This is a genomic window from Azospirillum brasilense (assembly GCF_005222205.1).
Lineage (GTDB): Bacteria > Pseudomonadota > Alphaproteobacteria > Azospirillales > Azospirillaceae > Azospirillum > Azospirillum brasilense_G.
Genome location: NZ_CP032349.1, coordinates 183,813 through 199,894, shown reverse-complemented (window position 1 = coordinate 199,894; position 16,082 = coordinate 183,813). Strand labels below are relative to the sequence as shown.

Genomic DNA, 16,082 nt, shown 5'->3' with positions numbered 1-16,082 from the left:
AGCGCGGCAGAGTTTAAGTTCATGCAGCGTTCTCACATCCCGAACAATTTGCGCACTTTCGTGTAGTAAACCCCAATAGACATTGTACGCCTTGAAGGCCGTATCATCGCTTCGCAAATCACCCGACCTGATGATGGGCAGAGGATGGGAGTGCCGGATGCGCATCGAGCGATGCACGCACGAAACGCTTGATGATTTGGTCGCGCTGCGGTGGGAACTCTGGCCGGAGGCGCCGATCGAGACCCACCGCACCGAAGCCGCCGATGACCTCAGTGTTCCGGATCGAGCGGTCGCTTTCATCGTTTGGGACCAGGATGGGGTAGCTGTGGGCTTTGCAGAGGCCTCGTTGCGTCGGGACTATGTGAATGGATGCGAGACCTCACCTGTCGCGTTCCTGGAAGGGATCTACGTGCGGGCGGAACAGCGGAAACGCGGCATCGCCCGCCGGCTCATCCAGGCCGTTGAAAGTTGGGGAAAGGAGAAGGGCTGTTCGGAGTTCGCCTCCGACGCGGACATCGGAAATGACGTGTCCCAACGCATGCACGCCGCGCTCGGCTTTGAAGAGACGGAACGCGTCGTTTTTTTCCGCAAGCCACTGTGACGAAGGTGATGCTTCCGGAAAAGCGGCAGTGCCCGGACAGCCAGGGCCAGAGGGCAACCAGGATGAACCCGGCGGCCCAGGCAAGGTCGGAGAGGTGAGGAATGGTCACGTCGAGTCCCTCACTTCCGCAGCAGCTTGTCCTTCGCCGCGCTGCCGGCGCTGGAGCCGACCCAGTAGGACACCACCGCCGATGCCATGGTGGTCAGGGCGCCGAGCATCAGCGTGGCGTTCTGGTCGATCGCGCCGGCCGGCTGACTCAGCACCCGGTAAAGCACGATGCCGAACGTCACCAGGACGATGGTCGAGACGACCGGCGCTCCCCAGGAGATGCGGCTTCCGGCTTGGGCAAGCTGGACCGTCTGGGCGCGGGCGTCGGCCCGGTCCTCATTGTCCAGCCGGAGCAGCGCCACGACCTGATCGCTCTGCTGGCGGTACAGCTCGGCCAGCTTCGCCGGATCGGTCTGCACTGCGGCGACGGCGCGCTCAGCGTCCGCCGGGGTCTCGGTCGGCACGCCGGTGACGGCGGAGACGACGGACACCGCGGCTTCGCCGACCTTCTGGGCGGTCTCGCCGGTGCCGCCCGCAGCCTTGGCGACCTCCGGCAGCAGCACCGGTGCCAGGGCGGAGATGATGGGGATGAGCAGTGGCAGCATGATGGGTGCCCCTCCTTCGAGCATGAAAAATGCCGCCTCGGCGAGGGCCGGGCGGCTGGTGGGTGAAACCTCGGTGCTGTAGGCTTTGGGCAGTCTGCGAAGACGTTTCGGACGTTGGGTGGCGGGGGAGCCTCGGCTCAGCACGCACACGTCGCGGACAGTGACCGTTGTGTGGACCGGACAATACGGGCCGGCGTCGGCCCATCTTCGGGTGGGGCGACCGAACGTAGGGGGTGACGTCCCTACCCGGCGGTCACGCCCTCAAACCAACTCGCCCGCTGGAATATTCGGCGAGAGCGTGCGGGTTGCTGTCACCCTCACCAGTTCGGCAACTGATAGCCAATGAAGGCCTGAACCTGTACCGCCCCGCCTCCGCCTAAATTCCCTGGACAGCATCGAAGGAGCACCAATCGTCACATTTGGGTAGTGAGTGAATAATTTCGCGCCCGCGGTGTTCAACGACAAACTAACTGATGCGGGAGACGCGAGTGACGACAAGTGCCCTAAAGCCCATCCTGGTGGTCGAGGACAACCTACGGGACCTGGAACTGACGCTGGCGGCGCTGAAGAAATGCAAACTTTCCAACGGTATTATTGTCGCCCGCGATGGTGAAGAAGCGCTGCGGTTGCTGTCTCTTCGCGATCCGGAAACCGGATGGCCAACCCAGCTTCCCGCAGTCGTCCTGCTCGAGCTCCATCTTCCGAAGATCGATGGGCTGGAAGTGCTGGAACGGGTGAAGAGCAACCCGGCCATCCGGCACGTCCCTATCGTCATGTTCACGGCGTCATGCGAGCACAACGACATCATACTCAGCTACGAGCTGGGCGCGAACGCGTTCGTTGTTAAGCCCATGGATTCCGAAGCTTTATCTGAGGCGATCCGTAGTTTGAGCGCGTTCTGGGCCAGCCTGAACCAGTCGCCAGCCAGTTGCTTCCAGGGGTTGGCTGCTCCTTTCCGATGAGCGCTTTCCGTCGATCCCAGCGGCATTGCCCCATCGCCCGAGCCGGTGGGCGGGCCGGTTTCGGGTTGAGGAGTTCGGCCATGGGGGCTGCGGAAAAGGAAAAGCCCGCCGCGGAAGTTCGGGCGGGCTGGGTCTACGGTGCTGATCGGCGATGCTGGGCTGGTCGCCGAGGCGTCCTTACGTCATGAGCAGGAAGCGTCGAACGACTTCGCAATCTCCAGCGCTGAGGAGGTCGCAGCCACCCCTTTAGCTCCCTTACACGAAAGCAAAGCCTCGACGTAGTCACGGAACTCTGGTTCAGCCTTGCCGACGATCCCATGCCTCATGAAGTGGCGTTGGTATTGGTACGTGCTGGTCCACAGCGCGGCGATAACGCCCTGAGGATCGACGACGATGGTCAACGGAAGGTCGGTGACGGACTTCGGCGATGGAAGGTCGCGGGGTGCTGGGTCGCGGCTGTCAGACACGGCGATGTAATCCGTACGCAGCCCCTTTCGCCGCTGATAGTTCAGGTCACGCTGGAATGCCCCTTCCAGGTCGGTCTCGCTGGGACGCGGGGAAACGATCATTACGACAGGCACATCCGGGTGGGCCTTCATGAAGCTCTCGACCGAAGGCCGCTCTCCGATGCACGGCATGCACCATTCGGCTCCCCGCTTGAAAAGGAACCACTTGCCACGAAACTCCGCCGTTGAGCGACGCACACCGTCCTCGCCGTGGAATGTGAAGATCGGCAGTGTGTTCCCTGGTGCGAAGCCGTAGGCCGGTTCCGCAGCAGCCGGCGCAGTCAGGGCCGCAACGGATAGTAGCGCCAGTAGTCCACAAAAGACGTTTCGGGATTCTGTTAAGGCTTTAGGCGTTCTCATTCTCATCTCGCACGAGGTAGGCTCAATTTTTTATCACGCGCCGTGCCGATGAGCACTATTGCTTGTAGAGCCACCGGCCTGCTGACACGCCACCCCCAACGCGATAGCCGTGCCCAAATCAGCCCGCCTCGAATATCGCTCTCTCCGCCGCCCGGCGCTTCTTCAGCCCCTCCAGCTCCACCTTCTCCCCGTTCACCGTGGCGTATACCCAGCGCCCGAACTGGCCGGCGGCGCCTTTGTGGTCGCTCTGGTTCAGCAGGCGCAGCAACGTCGAGGTCTGCAGGGCGCCGGCCCCCAGGTTGAACACGAAGGAGGCCAGGGCGCCGCGCTGCCGATCGGTCAGCGGCACCTTCACGAGCCGGTCGACGTCCCGGGCGGCCTCGGCCATGTCGGCACGCAGGTAGACCTCAGCCTGGAGGGAGGTGATGGTCTGGCCCATCCGGACCCCGGCGGTGTGGCCGTAGCCGATGGTGGGAACACCCGCGGGGCACAGGTAGGCCTTGAGTTACAGGACCTCGAAGTGGCGGACGAGGGCCAGGGCGTCGTCGTGGATCTCGCGCGGGGTCGCCGCGCCGGCGGGCGTGGTGGTCATGAGTTACTTCCTCATTGGAATTGTTTTAAAGAATGGCGCCGTTTAGCGTTGCGCCATCTGCTTTCCACGGCAGAATTAGCTGAACCTTGGCGGCTCTCTGTGGCCGCCATTCTTTTTGCCGGCGCGCCGAGGTTCGACAGGGGAGAGGTTCAGCCGGCAGACCGCCACCCCGGCGGCCCGAGCCGCAGGAAGCCGGGGGACATGCCCAGGCGCGCGTTGATGAGCAGGTGCGCCAGCAGCAGGAGGGCGCCGTCCTTGCTGCCCTCGCAATCGGACAGAGCCTGCGTGGCGACCTGCTGGGCGTCGAACTGGTCCGGCTCGCTCAGCGTTTCCATGGCTGCTCTCCGGGCACCTGCCGCGCTGTGGGCTTTGTGCCGGCCGGCGCGCCGCGAGCTTCAGCCTCAGCGACCGCGGCCTCCTCGACAAGCCGCTGGTTCGTCGCCATCAGGTTTTCCACCTCTTGTTGGACCCGCATCAGCGCGGTTCGGGCGTCATCCCGTTCCGACCGGGCCGATGCCAGATGCTCGTTGGAAAGCCGCAGTTCGGTTTCGAGCTGCAGCTTCACCATCACGGCCTGGTTCCGCTCATGGGCCATCGAGGCGATGTCGGTCATTGCCTTGTCGAGACGCAGGCGGAGATCGTCGCGCAGCTCCGCCTCCATCTTGGCGGCGCGGTCGTGACGGCCGAAGTAGACCAGCGCCCGCCAAAGAACCGCCGCCCCGAGGGCGCCCGTTCCGAGATAGCTGAGGGCATTGTTCTGTACACCGCCGTCTGCGGCGGACGATGGATCGGGCGTGGGACCTCCTGCGGCCGGCGCCGAGGCGCGGGCATGAAAAAGGCGCCTCGCGGGCGCCGGGTGGTGAACGGGTTGGGAGTCTTGTCGCGGGCGATCAGCCCGCCGCCTCAATGGTGGCGACCGCCTGCTGGTAAGCCGTCCATTCCGCCGAGACGGCGCCACCCGGCGCGGGCTCCGGCGGCTTGCCAGCACGGACGAGAGCATAAGCGCGGGTCAGGTCGGAGGCGTCACGCCCCACCGCAAGGGCGGCGTGCCACGCCTCCCATTCGGGATTCGGTGCTGTTGCCGGTTGGCCGTTGGCCCCGAATGACGGGATCGTTTCCGGCGGCGGGGCGCCCTGCGCAGACACCTGCGTGAGCAGGGCTTGCGCGGCTTCGAACGTCTCCACCGCCGCCAGACGCTCCGCCAGTTCGCGGTTTAGCTCCTCCACCGCCACGACTTCCTCTTCGGTCGCCTTGGCCGTGTCCATAGCATCCAGCAGGCACCGGGGGTGCCCGTCGAATATGGTCCACTGCCGCAGGTACCGGTCGTGCCGGTACCGGTCAGGCTGCATGCCCGCGCTACGCAGCATAGGCGTTCTCCTCGCTCATAAGGGTGATGGTAATGGCGGCGGTCCAGGCGATCCGCTTGCCGGCCACCCCGGTCACGCGGGCGGCCACGGTCTGGGCCGTCGTGTCGATCTGCAACGTCGCGTCGGCGGTGCTGGTCGCCTCGGTGTCCGTGCCTATCGTCTGGACGCTGCCCTGTATCGTCACGTTGCCGCCCGCGTCCCGGTAGACCGTGGCCTTGCGGACGTAGCCCAGCCGCTCCGTGTCAGCGGCGCCGACGACACGCCCGACTATGCGCGCCTCGACCAACACCGTTTCACGTTCACCCACCGGCACCCGCGGCGCCAGATCGAGCGGCGTGGCGTCGGTGGTCACACCGCGAGCGACGAAGCCGCCACCGACCGGGCGGGGGCCGCCTACTGCGATAGCCTCCTTGCCGCCGATGGCGTCCAGCACCACACCGACCTCAGCCGCGGTGCCGATGGCCAGCACGCCGCCGCGCAAGGCGACCGACCGCACGGTATCGCTGGTGGTTGCGGCCAAAGCCACCTCGTCCAGATAGGACACCCGTCGCAGGCCCTGGAAGATCGACACACCATCACCGGTGCCGACAGCCAACCGGCCAGTGAGCGGGTCTTGGCTTAGGGCCGACACGGCGTTGCTCGTCCCGCCCAGCAGCTCCTTCGCGCCGGCCTGGAACAGCGGTGCCTCGTCCGCGTACATCCGACGAATTTACGCCGGGGTTGGGGCGGTCCCAGTCACCCGGAACATGGCAAGAGACGAGTTTGCGTTGGCGCCCAGAGTTCTCACGTTTCCGAGCGTCAGAGTGGCCGCGGTGTTGGCAAGGGACCCGACAGAGCCTGCGGAAACGGTGGCCACTAGCGTGCCATTCATCCAGGCTTCCAAGGTCGAACCACGACGCACGAACCACACGGCCACCCAGCCGAGCCCCTGCAAAGAGTAGGGCATCAGCACGCCAGCATTGTTGGTTCCGTCTCCGACGTAAAAGTGCGCGAGATGATCGAAGTCAAAGTGCACAGCCAAAGCGACGAAGAGATCGCAAGCGTGTGGATGCGAGAGGCGCCGCGCGTCGGGGAATACCTCTGGATCGCAGCCGACGGCGAAGCCTTCCGGGAAAAGCACGGCACCACCTCTTTCAAGGTGGTGGAAGTGGCGCACTGGATCGTGCCCGGCTGGTCGCCCTCAACGCACACCGGTGAGCCGATTCATTCGGTGTGCGCATACGTCGAACCGGTGTCGTGAAAGGGCGAGATATGATTTCAGTGCCTTTGATAGTTTACCGTGATGGAGACCGTAAACTGTGGGGGAGATTCCGTTTCATCCAACTCCCGTCTCCAGGGGATCGAATTAACATTACGGATGATCGCGGTCGCGTGCAGCGGCTTCGCGTTATGCATGTGGCTCATGAACCATTGCGTGACGACGTAGCGGACACAGGTGACCGTGATCTTGCGTGGGTCCATGCCGAGTGGCTGGAAGAGTTCTACTGACCGACAACGCTGTTGCGAAAGGGCGCGGACATGGCTTCGCTGTCGTTGACCAAGGCTGAGATGGACGCGATCCGGTTCGCGGCGGACATGGTCGATTCCTTCAGGGAAGGTGCCGACGAAGGCGCCGTGGCCAACTGGCCGATGGCGGAGCTGGGGAAGGTCCGGGAAAAGATGCGAGCTGCTGCCCGGCGGCAGCGGTCGCGGGTGTCGCGAAAGGGCGCGCTCTCGGCCTACTGCACAAGGCGCATCATAGAAATGCGCCATTGGTTGCTTCTCGATGTCGAGCGCCGCTCATCGGCGCGCTTCAAACAAGGGCTGCGTTCACTCGGGCAACCCGGCCAGTCTCAGCCCCTCCGCAAACCGCGTGAGATCCTCGGGACGGTGGATCGGCAGCCACTCCCTGAGAGTGGAGACGCGCAAGGACGGGTCGAGCGCACGCAATTGCCGCATCGTCTCCCGCGCGTCCTCCGTCCGCCCGGCAAGCCCGTGACTCGCCGCCGTTAGGGCGATGGCGACCAGGAGGCTGGGCAGGTTCCCCAACGCCTTGTCCGCCCAGGCCACCGCGCAATCGTAGCGCCCGGCGAAGAAATGCGCGAGCGCCGTCCCCGCCTGCATCCGGAACATCTCCGGGTCCAGCGGGCTCAGGCGGGCGGCATGGGCGAAATGCTCGCTCGCGCTTTCCGTTTCACCGCGAAAGGCGCGCAGGTAGCCGCCGAGGAACCAGGCGGGGGCGAAATTGGGGTTGAGCAGCACGGCCCGGTCGATGAGCGCGATGCCGCCATCGAGATCGCCGACGAAGTGACCAAGCGCGTGTCCGGCTCGCGTCAGCGCGACGGCGTCGTCTCGGCCGAACTCCACCGCCAGCCGCGCCAGCCGCACCCCTTCGGCGATCTCCCGGGGGCGGTCGGTCATCCAACCGTTCACCTTGCGCCAGAGATGGCACCAAGCCGCCCCGCCATAGGCCGATGCGAATTCCGGGTCGAGGTCCGTCGCCTTGTGGAACAGGGGCAGCGCCGCGTCGATCGCCTCGCGGGTTCCGCTGTGCAGTTTCGCCATGCCGCGGAGATAGTAATCGTAGGCGTCCAGGCTTTCCGTCGGCTTGCGCTTGGCGCGCTCGATCTCCGCCCGCTCGAGCTGCGGCGCGATCGCGCCGACGACGCTTTCGGCGATCCGGTCCTGCAGCTCGAAAAGGTCGTCGAGCATGCCTTCGAAGCGCTCGGCCCAGAGATGCGTCCCGCTCGTCGCGTCGATGAGCTGCCCTGTGATGCGCACCCTGGTCCCGGCCTTGCGGACGCTGCCTTCGAGCACGTAGCGGACGCCCAGTTCGCGGCCGATGTCCGTCACATCCACCGCCCGGCCCTTGAAGGCAAAGCTCGAGTTGCGCGCGATGACGAACAGCCAGCGGATGCGCGACAGGGCGGCGATGATGTCCTCCACCACGCCGTCGGCGAAATAGTCCTGCTCCGGGTCGCCGCTCAGGTTCTGGAATGGCAGCACGGTGATCGAGGGCTTGCCCGGCAGGACCGGCCCGGACGGCGTCTCCCGGCCTTCGCTGGAGGAACGGCTGGCGATGCCTGACCCGCCGGGCTGCGGTGTCTCCCCGATCGCGCCGACCTCGGCCCCCCTGACGTCTATCGCGCCAACGAAGCGGAACCCCTTGCGGGGGACCGTGCGGACCAGACGCTGCTCCCCGCCGCTGTCGCCGATGGCCTTGCGAACCGCGTTGATGTGGCTGGTGATTGTCGATTCCGAGACGATCCGTCCGTTCCACACCGCCTCCAGCAAATCATCCTTGCTGACGACGCGGTCGTGGTTGCGGACGAGATGCAGCAGCAGGTCGAAGACCTGCGGGCCAACGCCCACGACCTGTCCGCGCAGGGTCAGTTCCCGGCGCTCCTGATCGAGCACACACTCTCCGAAACGGAACGGCAAGGCCCGCACCTCCCTGGACCGAGCGCCATCGCCTCCCTGTCCGGGGCAGCGGGCGAACGATGCGCCCTTGATAGCACGGCGGCGCATGGACGGCTGCACCGTTCGCGTCGAGATGCGCCGTATGGCTTCCTTGGACGGAAATCCAAGCGTCCTTGGAGGGCAATTCAAGCCCGCCGCAAGGACTTCCCCGGCGCGCGCGGGCACTCTCCCTTCCATCGACGGCGCTGGTTTCCGTCGAGAAGCGGAGAGCCCACATGAAGATCGTCGTCATCGGAGGCACCGGCCTCATCGGATCGAAGCTGGTGCAGACCCTCCGCGAGCGCGGCCACGATGCGCTCGCAGCCTCCCCAAAAACGGGCGTGAACACCATCACCCGCGAGGGCTTGGCCCAGGCGATGGACGGAGCCGCCGTCGTCGTCGACGTGACCAACGCGCCGGTCTGGGAGGACAAGGCCGTCCTCGACTTCTTCGAGACCTCGGGCTGCAACCTGCTCGCCGCCGAAGCGGCCGCCGGTGTCCGTCACCACGTCGCCCTCTCGATCGTCGGCAGCGAACGGCTTCCCGACAACGGGTACTTCCGGGCGAAGGTCGCCCAGGAAAGCCTCATCAAGGCGTCGGGCATTCCCCACACCATCCTGCGCGCCACGCAGTTCTTCGAATTCGTCGGCGGGATCGCGCAGGCGGCCACGGTCGGCGGGGAGATCCGCCTGTCGCCGGCGCTGATCCAACCGATCGCCTCCGACGACGTGGTGGCGGCCCTCGCGGAGGTCGCGCTCGCGTCGCCGGTCAACGGCACGCTCGAAGTCGCCGGTCCGGAGGCGATCCCGCTCGACGAGCTGGTTCGGCGCCTCCTGCAGGCGACGAAGGACACGCGCAAGGTCGTGCCGGACATCCACGCGCGCTACTTCGGCGACGTCCTCAACGATCAATCGCTGACCCCCGGCCGGAACCCCCGCCTCGGCACCACCCGGTTCGAGGACTGGCTCGGCCGGCAAACCGCGCGCTGAGGGGCGTCGAAGACACCCAGCGGCGGCCATGGGCCGGCGCTGTGGGAACCGCAATCAATTCTTGATAGGAAAGGCAAGGGACATGGCACGCTTGGCTTGGTACGAGGTCGCGCCCGACGGCGCAAAGGCTCTCTTCGGCGTCCATCATTACGTCACGAAGCGCACCAACCTGCCCGAGGAACTCATCCACCTCGTGTTCCTCAGGGTCTCGCAGATCAACGGCTGCGCTCACTGCATCGATCTGCACAGCCGCGACCTCCGGAAGACCATGTCGATCGACAAGGTCACGCTGGTGCCGGTGTGGGAGGAGGTCCCGCACCTGTTCTCCGACACGGAGCGCGCGGCCCTGGCCTGGGCCGAAGAGGTGACCCGCGTCAGCGAAACCCACGCGTCCGACGCCGCCTATGCGGCGGCATCGTCGGCGTTCGAGCCGAAGGATCTGGTCGATCTCACCATCGCCATCGCGGCGATGAACGCCTTCAACCGGCTGGGTGCCCCCTTCCGTCTCCCGGTGGCCGCCAAGGCCTGAGCCGATGCGGATGGGAGCGGTGGCGTGGCGATTAGCTGTGACTTCGGGACACCCCCAACAGGGAACGAGGGAATGGACACGCTCGAGGACAGGGGGGCCGTCGTCGCCGGCACAAACGTCACAGGCGAACGCTCCGCGGTCGGTGCCGCCGCGGAGCGCCCCAGCAAAAGAAGGACGGTCGGCGTGCTGCTGTGCCTCGGCGCCGTCATGGTCGCGGCGGGTGGGTGGAACTGGGCCCGTTCAAACGGCGGGACGGCGACCGACAACGCCTATGTCCGCGGCAACGTGACCTCGCTCGCCCCGAAGGTCGCCGGCTACGTCACGGCCGTCGAGGTCGAGGACAACCAGACCGTCGGAGCCGGCAATGTCCTGTTCCGGATCGACGACCGTGATTACCGCGCGCGGCTGGCTCAAGCGGTGGCCAATGTCGAGGCGGCCCAGGCCCGGCTTACGAACGTCGATGCGGAAACCCGTCTTCAACACGTCCTGATCCGGCAGGCCGAAGCCCAAAGACGGTCGGCCATGGCCGAGATGACTCTCGCGGCCAGGGCCTACGACCGCCGCCGTGAACTGATCCGCGGCAACGCCGTCAGCCAATCCCACCTCGATGAAAGCGAGGCGGCGCGCTTGAAAGCGGAGGCGGGCCTGTCGGCCGCCTCGGCGACGGTCGAGGCCCAGCAGCAACGCATCGCCATCCTTGCCGCGCAACGCGACGCGGCCGTTGCCGCCCTGGCGCAGGCTCAGGCCGCGCGCGACCTCGCCCAGATCGATCTCGAGAGCACCGTGGTGCGCGCGCCGGTCGGCGGCGCCGTCGGCAACCGCCAGGTCCGCGTCGGCCGCCTCGTCGCGCCGGGCGCCTCCCTGCTCGACATCGTTCCGGTCGACGATGTGTGGGTGGTGGCGAACTACAAGGAAACCCAGCTCGAACACATCCGGCCCGGCCAGCGCGCCCGCGTCACCGTCGACGGCTATCCGGACGGGACGTTCGACGGCGTGGTCGACAGCCTTGCGCCCGGCAGCGGGTCCGCCTTCAGCCTGCTGCCCGCGGACAACGCGACGGGGAACTTCGTTCGCGTCGTCCAGCGCGTGCCGGTGAAGATTCGGCTTGTCGGCAACCCGTTGCCCGGCCGTCTCGTGCCCGGCCTGTCGGCGCGTGTCGAGATCACCGAGGGAGGCGACCAATGACCACCGCCCCCACCGCCACGCCGAGCCGCGACAGGGCCGCGGCCGAAATTTTCCTCGTTGCCGGCATCCTGCTCGCCACACTGACGGAGGCGGTCGCCGGCACCGTCCTGTCGCTCGGGCGCGGCGACATCATGGGCGACACCCACGCGACCCCCGACGAGTTCGCCTGGCTGGACATTGGCTACACCACGCTCAAGCTTATCGGCTTCATGGCCGCCCCCTGGCTGATGACCCGCAACCCTCCGCGCGGCGTGGTCGTCGGCTCGACCCTGGTCATGGGCATGGCGTGCGGCATGGCCGCTGTGACCGATCGGCTGGACCTGCTGGTCGCCCTTCGCACCGTCCAGGGCTTCGCCGGCGGCACCCTGCTTGTCGGGGGACAGGCTATGCTTTTCCTCGCCTGTCCCCGATCCCGTCAGCCGGCCCTGCAGGCCCTGTTCGCCATGGGGGCCGTCGTCGCTCCCGCGACCATCGCCCCGGCCTTTCAGGGGGCGCTGCTCGACAGCCAATCCTGGACCTGGATCTTTTTCAGCGTCGTTCCGCTGGCCCTGGCGGCCGCGGGACCTCTGCTGATCGCCGATGGACCGATGCCCGCCAAGACCGCTCCCCGTCCTTTTGACGGCGTCGGTTTTGCCCTGATCGCCGTCACACTCTTCTGCGTCACCGGCGTCCTCAGCCAGGGCAGCCGGTGGGACTGGCTCGAGGAGCCCCGCATCCTGTGGCTGGCCGTGACCGGCGCAGCCGCCCTGCTGGTCTTTCTCGGCCAACAGGCGTTGATGAAGGGCCAGGGCCTGCTCGACGTCTCCCCGTTCGAGTCGGACGCCTTTTCCTTCGCCTTCATTGTCAGCTTCGTCGCCGGCGCCGCCCTGTTCGGAAGCGCGTTCCTGATTCCGTCGTTCGCCCTGTCCGTCCTCGCCTTCACGCCCACCGAGGCCGGCCTGCTGCTGTTGCCGAGCGGCGCGCTTTTCATCGGCTCGCTCCTGATGGCCGCCTTTCTGATTCAGGTGCGCCGCGTCCCTCCGTTCGCCACGGTGCCCTTCGGCATCCTGACCATCACGGGCGCCATGTGGATGCTGTCCGGCTCGACCGCCGAGAGTGGTGCTGACGACATGATGGCGGCGATCCTGCTGCGCGGTCTGGGCCTCGGCTTGCTGTTCCTGTCGATCACACTGATCGCTTTCGGCACCCTCGATCGCCGGAGTCTGGCGGCCGGAATCGGCCTCTTCAACACCGGTCGCCAGCTTGGCGGCCTGATGGGAGTCGCGGCGCTCCAGACCCTGATCGACCATGACATCCCCGCCAACGCCGCGGTCCTCGGCGCCAACGTCGCCGCGGGAGGCCTCATGCCCATCGAGCGGCTGATGACCACCGCAGCCACGCTGACGGCGAAGGGGCTGGAGGCGGCGGCCGCAAGCCGGGTCGCGACGAGCCTTCTGGGCCGGACCGTGACGGGTCAGTCCACGGTGATCGCCTTCGACACGGCGTTCACCGCCGTCGCCCTGCTCTTCGTGATCGCCGCTCCCGTGCTGGTCGGCATCAAGATCGGCCTCTCTCGCCGCAAGATGGCGCGCTCTCGGCGTATTTCACGAGGCGCATCATAGAAATGCGCCATCAACTGCTTTTCAATGCCGATCGCCGCTTGTCGACGCAGTGGTTGGCAGCTTGGCCGACCGCTTTCGAGGTCGGCCAAGCGCCAGGAGCAGAAGCGAAGCATGCGTTCCAGATGGTGATGGGCATGACCAAAATCGACGTCGCCGCGATCGAGGCGGTTCGCGGCCCTATGTCGGCTCATCAAAGACTTTGCACATTGTTCAGCGCCCAACTACGCCACACGCTTCATGCGTGAGCGACCCAACCGCGCCATGTGAACGCCGAGTAGAAGAGTTGGGCATCGGTAAAGCCACCCTTTCGCAGAACTGCTTCGTCTTCCTCGGGGCTCAACATCTGCACACTCGCCTCCACGGCGCTGCGAGCAGCGTTTGCCTGTTCGGGATCAGCCCCCGAAGCAACGGCATAGGCGGCGTAGCGATCCAGCCAGAGACCGCGTTCGGCCGGCCGTTGCGGGAAGCTGCCGTGCGCGGCGACGAACGGCGCACCGGGGACGAGCCGCCGATGGATTTGGCGAACCGTCCTCTCGCGTTCCGGCGGCGCCAGGAAGTGCAGCGTCAGCAGGCAGGTCGCCGCATCGAACGGCCCTTCGGGAGCGTCGTCGATATACCCTTCGACAAGCTCGACCCTGCCCATGTGCGGCCCAAGCGTGCGCTCCGCCAGCCGCAGCATCTCCGCAGCCGGATCGACGCCGACGAAGCGCCAGTGGGGATGAGCGTCGGCCAGGGCCTTGAGTTCGAGTCCGCCGCCGGCCCCCAGCACAAGCACACGCGCAATGCGCGGCGCTTTTTCCGCCAGGAGCACGCCGGTCATCCGGTGCAACCCGTCCAACCCGGGAACGAAACGCTTCGGCCCCTCGGTGTAGCGGGCAACCGCGTCCGGATCGGAGAAGGTCTTCAGGAAGTGGTTCGCGCCATTCGCGCTGTCGTCAGGCATGGTCGGTTCCGGTCTGTTTGAACGGGTGGCACTCAAGGCGCCGGTGGAAGTCGGCGCTGAGTGCCGCCAGCGTCACACCATGGAAGGAGGCGAGAAGAAGCTCCTGAGCTTGGCGGAGGGCTTGGTCCAGTGCAGCGTTGACCGCCTGCTCCACCAAGCACTGTGGCGCCTCGCTCCGATTGCCGATCGCGAACAGCGGCGGGCGGCCCAGGGCCTCGTAGACATCACCCAGGGTCACGGTGTTCAGGTCGCACGCCAGACTCCAGCCGCCGCCATGCCCCTTCTCCGATCGGACATAGCCCTGCTTCTTCAGTCCTGCCATGGTCCGGCGAATGACAACGGCGTTGGTTTGCATCGCCCGCGCCAACACCTCGGACGTGACCGGCCCCTCGTGCTCGGCCATGTGCAGCAGCACATGGAGAACACCAGATAAACGAGTATCGCGGCTCATGTATCACATCTTGTTACATGATAAGGCGCGCGTCAAGCGGAGTTGACTGGAGTTTCCGTCGTGCACCCCGTCCTGCATGACACGATGCTGATTCTGATGCGAACGGTGCGCCGGCGCTGCTCATGCTGTCGCCGGCAATGGTTCGGGCGTTGATAAGCTACTACCGGGGCCAACCCTGGGCGCATCTGGTCGGGCGGTCGATGCACGGCGGGTCGGGGCAGACGTGATGTGTGCTGTACCGCCTGGACTTGCTGTCAGCCGATGACCAGTTGACCGAGCGCGGCCAGTACGAAGGCGCAACGTGGCTGTTGCGAAAGGGCGCATTTTCCGTAGCGTTCTGCCCGCCGCCCTGTGGCGGTTGGAGGACCCGCTTTCCGACATCGAACAGGTGGAGTTGGTCGCCGCCCTGTCCGACAAGCTCGTCCGGCTGTCCGGCGGCACCGACCACTGCACGCCGCTCCGGTTGCCGTCCCTGCTGCACGTGCGCGACCTGATCGCCGCCGACCCCTTCACACCGCACAGCGCCGAGTCGCTGGAGCGCGTGTCGTGTCTGGACCGGTGGACGTTGGCGCGCCAATTCCGCGCGGCGTTCGGCACCAGCCCCAGCGCGTTCCGCACCATGCGGCGGCTGGATCGGGTGCGCCGGATGATCCGGGACGGCATGCCATTGGCCGAAGCAGCGGTGGAGGCCGGATTCGCCAACCAGAGCCATATGTCGCGGCTGTTCAAGCGAACCTACGGGCTGACACCGGCCCGTTGGGCGGCGCTGTCGCTGCGCGCCTGAGCACACCGCGCCCGGCACCACTGGCGGGCCTGTCCGTTCGTGAGCCCGCCGCCGTGCCGCACTCCCGCCGGAGACCAACGGCAAGAGCGGCAAGGAGGCGGCTGCGGAGCCGGTTTGCGAGACAACGTATCAGGGCTGCCCCTGGCCGCCGCTCGAACCGTACACGTTTCCGGTGGCGAAGCTCGCGTCGGCATCGGCGAGTTGGACATAGATGGAGGCAAGCTCGACCGGCTGCCCGGGCCTGCCGAAGACGGTGGTGCTGCCGAATTTCTCGTATTTCGGTTCCGAAGCGCCGCCGCTGATCTGCAGCGGGGTCCAAACCGGCCCCGGCGCCACGCCGTTGACCCGGATCCCCTTCGGGCCGAGCTGCTTGGCCAGCGACTTGACGTAGTTCATGGTGGCCGCCTTGGTCTGGGCGTAGTCGTAGAGATCCGGGGACGGATCATACGCCTGTTCGGAGGTCGTGCCGATGATGCAGGATCCCGGCTGGAGATGGGGCAGGGCGGCCTTGATGATCCAGAAGGGCGCGTAGATGTTGGTCTTCATCGTCGCATCGAAGTCCTCGGTCGTGACGTCAAGGATCGAGCGCTTGGCCTGTTGCCGCGCGGCGTTGCAGACGACGATGTCGAGCCCGCCGAGCCCCTGCACCGCTTCGGCCACCAACCGCTGGCAGAAGGCTTCGTCGCGCAGGTCGCCGGGGATGGCAATGCCCTTCCGGCCGGCTTCCGTGATCAGTTCGATGACCTCGCGGGCATCCGGCTCCTCTGAGGGGAAATAGTTGATCGCGACATCCGCCCCTTCGCGCGCGTAGGCGATCGCCGCCGCCCGGCCGATGCCGGAATCGCCGCCCGTGATCAACGCCTTGCGTCCGGCGAGCCGGCCCGAGCCGCGGTAGCTGGCCTCGCCATGGTCCGGCTTTGGGTCCATGTCCCGCGCCAGGCCGGGCCATGGCTGGGTCTGGGCTCGGAAGGGGGGCTTCGGGTACTTGGAGCGCGGATCCTGCATCGTTGGCTCGCTGCGTTGGCTGGGAGTGTGCTGCCGATTCTGCTGCGCAAAGGCCGGTTCGACCGTTGTTGCAGCCATGCCACTGCCGATTCCACCAACCATCCGTCGGCGGGACC

Annotated in this window: 20 protein-coding genes and 1 pseudogene; 9 read left to right on the top strand and 12 right to left on the bottom strand. The window is 66.4% G+C overall.

Going from position 1 to position 16,082, the window contains the following annotated elements:
* Window positions 1-157 precede the first annotated feature (157 nt).
* Complete coding sequence (aac(6'), locus tag D3869_RS30110) at window positions 158-601, top strand: aminoglycoside 6'-N-acetyltransferase (protein WP_137143311.1); 444 nt, start codon at window positions 158-160, stop codon at window positions 599-601.
* A gap of 119 nt (window positions 602-720) precedes the next feature.
* Here the strand turns inward: aac(6') and D3869_RS30105 are convergent, their stop codons facing one another.
* Window positions 721-1,254 carry a hypothetical protein gene (locus D3869_RS30105; protein WP_137143310.1) on the bottom strand — a complete coding sequence of 178 codons (534 nt, stop codon included), beginning with the start codon at window positions 1,252-1,254 and terminating at the stop codon, window positions 721-723.
* Window positions 1,255-1,727: 473 nt separating this feature from the next.
* On the opposite strand from D3869_RS30105, the gene D3869_RS30100 reads away from it, so the two are divergent.
* Window positions 1,728-2,216 (top strand): response regulator, encoded by a 489-nt coding sequence (locus tag D3869_RS30100; protein WP_137143309.1) that lies wholly within the window; start codon window positions 1,728-1,730, stop codon window positions 2,214-2,216.
* A gap of 182 nt (window positions 2,217-2,398) precedes the next feature.
* Here the strand turns inward: D3869_RS30100 and D3869_RS30095 are convergent, their stop codons facing one another.
* The 6 genes and pseudogenes from D3869_RS30095 to D3869_RS30070 all read right to left on the bottom strand — a co-directional run bounded on the left by D3869_RS30095 (window position 2,399) and on the right by D3869_RS30070 (window position 5,741).
* Window positions 2,399-2,815: a hypothetical protein gene (locus tag D3869_RS30095; RefSeq protein ID WP_247896108.1), complete on the bottom strand. Its 417-nt coding sequence runs from the start codon at window positions 2,813-2,815 to the stop codon at window positions 2,399-2,401.
* A 385-nt stretch (window positions 2,816-3,200) separates the two neighbouring features.
* Window positions 3,201-3,674, bottom strand: a pseudogene (locus D3869_RS30090) (lysozyme).
* A gap of 149 nt (window positions 3,675-3,823) precedes the next feature.
* A complete protein-coding gene (locus D3869_RS30085; RefSeq protein WP_137143308.1) occupies window positions 3,824-4,009 on the bottom strand; it encodes a hypothetical protein in 186 nt (61 codons plus the stop codon).
* Window positions 3,997-4,335, bottom strand: coding sequence for a hypothetical protein (locus D3869_RS30080; RefSeq protein WP_137143307.1), 339 nt, complete (start codon window positions 4,333-4,335; stop codon window positions 3,997-3,999). Before D3869_RS30080 ends, D3869_RS30085 begins: the two co-directional genes overlap by 13 nt.
* 229 nt (window positions 4,336-4,564) lie before the next feature.
* Entirely contained in the window at window positions 4,565-5,041 is a 477-nt protein-coding gene (locus D3869_RS30075; protein ID WP_137143306.1) for a hypothetical protein, read from the bottom strand.
* Window positions 5,031-5,741: a hypothetical protein gene (locus tag D3869_RS30070; protein ID WP_137143305.1), complete on the bottom strand. Its 711-nt coding sequence runs from the start codon at window positions 5,739-5,741 to the stop codon at window positions 5,031-5,033. Before D3869_RS30070 ends, D3869_RS30075 begins: the two co-directional genes overlap by 11 nt.
* Before the next feature lie 285 nt (window positions 5,742-6,026).
* Between D3869_RS30070 and D3869_RS30065 the strand changes: the two genes are divergently transcribed.
* Entirely contained in the window at window positions 6,027-6,281 is a 255-nt protein-coding gene (locus D3869_RS30065) for a hypothetical protein (protein WP_137143304.1), read from the top strand.
* Between the two features lie 17 nt (window positions 6,282-6,298).
* On the opposite strand, the gene D3869_RS30060 is transcribed toward D3869_RS30065, so the two are convergent.
* Window positions 6,299-6,793, bottom strand: coding sequence for a hypothetical protein (locus tag D3869_RS30060; protein ID WP_137143303.1), 495 nt, complete (start codon window positions 6,791-6,793; stop codon window positions 6,299-6,301).
* Window positions 6,794-6,850: 57 nt separating this feature from the next.
* Window positions 6,851-8,461, bottom strand: a complete 1,611-nt coding sequence (locus D3869_RS30055) for a winged helix-turn-helix domain-containing tetratricopeptide repeat protein (protein WP_137143636.1) — start codon at window positions 8,459-8,461, stop codon at window positions 6,851-6,853.
* 254 nt (window positions 8,462-8,715) lie between these two features.
* On the opposite strand from D3869_RS30055, the gene D3869_RS30050 reads away from it, so the two are divergent.
* The 5 genes from D3869_RS30050 to D3869_RS34260 all read left to right on the top strand — a co-directional run bounded on the left by D3869_RS30050 (window position 8,716) and on the right by D3869_RS34260 (window position 13,028).
* Window positions 8,716-9,468, top strand: coding sequence for an SDR family oxidoreductase (locus tag D3869_RS30050; RefSeq protein WP_137143302.1), 753 nt, complete (start codon window positions 8,716-8,718; stop codon window positions 9,466-9,468).
* A gap of 82 nt (window positions 9,469-9,550) precedes the next feature.
* The gene (locus D3869_RS34675) at window positions 9,551-9,997 is read left to right on the top strand and encodes a carboxymuconolactone decarboxylase family protein (RefSeq protein WP_137143301.1); all 447 of its coding nucleotides are present in this window, start codon (window positions 9,551-9,553) and stop codon (window positions 9,995-9,997) included.
* A gap of 72 nt (window positions 9,998-10,069) precedes the next feature.
* Complete coding sequence (locus tag D3869_RS30040; protein WP_137143300.1) at window positions 10,070-11,182, top strand: HlyD family secretion protein; 1,113 nt, start codon at window positions 10,070-10,072, stop codon at window positions 11,180-11,182.
* The gene (locus D3869_RS30035) at window positions 11,179-12,783 is read left to right on the top strand and encodes an MFS transporter (RefSeq protein WP_137143299.1); all 1,605 of its coding nucleotides are present in this window, start codon (window positions 11,179-11,181) and stop codon (window positions 12,781-12,783) included. Before D3869_RS30040 ends, D3869_RS30035 begins: the two co-directional genes overlap by 4 nt.
* Before the next feature lie 2 nt (window positions 12,784-12,785).
* A complete protein-coding gene (locus tag D3869_RS34260; RefSeq protein ID WP_247896107.1) occupies window positions 12,786-13,028 on the top strand; it encodes a hypothetical protein in 243 nt (80 codons plus the stop codon).
* On the opposite strand, the gene D3869_RS30025 is transcribed toward D3869_RS34260, so the two are convergent.
* Entirely contained in the window at window positions 13,019-13,726 is a 708-nt protein-coding gene (locus tag D3869_RS30025; RefSeq protein ID WP_137143298.1) for a class I SAM-dependent methyltransferase, read from the bottom strand. The two genes, D3869_RS34260 and D3869_RS30025, sit on opposite strands and share 10 nt — an antisense overlap.
* On the bottom strand, window positions 13,719-14,177 hold the full coding sequence (locus D3869_RS30020) for an Rrf2 family transcriptional regulator (RefSeq protein WP_094307244.1): 459 nt from the start codon (window positions 14,175-14,177) through the stop codon (window positions 13,719-13,721). The genes D3869_RS30025 and D3869_RS30020 overlap by 8 nt, the downstream gene beginning before the upstream one ends.
* Window positions 14,178-14,478: 301 nt before the next feature.
* Between D3869_RS30020 and D3869_RS30015 the strand changes: the two genes are divergently transcribed.
* Window positions 14,479-14,961 carry a helix-turn-helix domain-containing protein gene (locus D3869_RS30015; RefSeq protein ID WP_137143297.1) on the top strand — a complete coding sequence of 161 codons (483 nt, stop codon included), beginning with the start codon at window positions 14,479-14,481 and terminating at the stop codon, window positions 14,959-14,961.
* A 129-nt stretch (window positions 14,962-15,090) separates the two neighbouring features.
* Here the strand turns inward: D3869_RS30015 and D3869_RS30010 are convergent, their stop codons facing one another.
* A complete protein-coding gene (locus D3869_RS30010) occupies window positions 15,091-15,966 on the bottom strand; it encodes an SDR family oxidoreductase (RefSeq protein ID WP_247896121.1) in 876 nt (291 codons plus the stop codon).
* Between the last annotated feature and the right edge of the window lie 116 nt (window positions 15,967-16,082).

What these genes read in the sequence shown, in the direction of transcription:
- D3869_RS30080 (WP_137143307.1), bottom strand. Translation starts at nt 4,335, where the DNA reads ATGGAGGCGGAGCTGCGCGACGATCTCCGCCTGCGTCTCGACAAGGCA.
- D3869_RS34260 (WP_247896107.1), top strand. Translation starts at nt 12,786, where the DNA reads ATGCGCCATCAACTGCTTTTCAATGCCGATCGCCGCTTGTCGACGCAG.
- D3869_RS30060 (WP_137143303.1), bottom strand. Translation starts at nt 6,793, where the DNA reads ATGGCGCATTTCTATGATGCGCCTTGTGCAGTAGGCCGAGAGCGCGCC.
- D3869_RS30075 (WP_137143306.1), bottom strand. Translation starts at nt 5,041, where the DNA reads ATGCTGCGTAGCGCGGGCATGCAGCCTGACCGGTACCGGCACGACCGG.
- D3869_RS30070 (WP_137143305.1), bottom strand. Translation starts at nt 5,741, where the DNA reads ATGTACGCGGACGAGGCACCGCTGTTCCAGGCCGGCGCGAAGGAGCTG.
- D3869_RS30040 (WP_137143300.1), top strand. Translation starts at nt 10,070, where the DNA reads ATGGACACGCTCGAGGACAGGGGGGCCGTCGTCGCCGGCACAAACGTC.
- D3869_RS30085 (WP_137143308.1), bottom strand. Translation starts at nt 4,009, where the DNA reads ATGGAAACGCTGAGCGAGCCGGACCAGTTCGACGCCCAGCAGGTCGCC.
- D3869_RS30105 (WP_137143310.1), bottom strand. Translation starts at nt 1,254, where the DNA reads ATGCTGCCACTGCTCATCCCCATCATCTCCGCCCTGGCACCGGTGCTG.
- D3869_RS30010 (WP_247896121.1), bottom strand. Translation starts at nt 15,966, where the DNA reads ATGCAGGATCCGCGCTCCAAGTACCCGAAGCCCCCCTTCCGAGCCCAG.
- D3869_RS30095 (WP_247896108.1), bottom strand. Translation starts at nt 2,815, where the DNA reads ATGAAGGCCCACCCGGATGTGCCTGTCGTAATGATCGTTTCCCCGCGT.
- D3869_RS30050 (WP_137143302.1), top strand. Translation starts at nt 8,716, where the DNA reads ATGAAGATCGTCGTCATCGGAGGCACCGGCCTCATCGGATCGAAGCTG.
- D3869_RS30100 (WP_137143309.1), top strand. Translation starts at nt 1,728, where the DNA reads ATGCGGGAGACGCGAGTGACGACAAGTGCCCTAAAGCCCATCCTGGTG.
- D3869_RS34675 (WP_137143301.1), top strand. Translation starts at nt 9,551, where the DNA reads ATGGCACGCTTGGCTTGGTACGAGGTCGCGCCCGACGGCGCAAAGGCT.
- D3869_RS30020 (WP_094307244.1), bottom strand. Translation starts at nt 14,177, where the DNA reads ATGAGCCGCGATACTCGTTTATCTGGTGTTCTCCATGTGCTGCTGCAC.
- D3869_RS30035 (WP_137143299.1), top strand. Translation starts at nt 11,179, where the DNA reads ATGACCACCGCCCCCACCGCCACGCCGAGCCGCGACAGGGCCGCGGCC.
- D3869_RS30025 (WP_137143298.1), bottom strand. Translation starts at nt 13,726, where the DNA reads ATGCCTGACGACAGCGCGAATGGCGCGAACCACTTCCTGAAGACCTTC.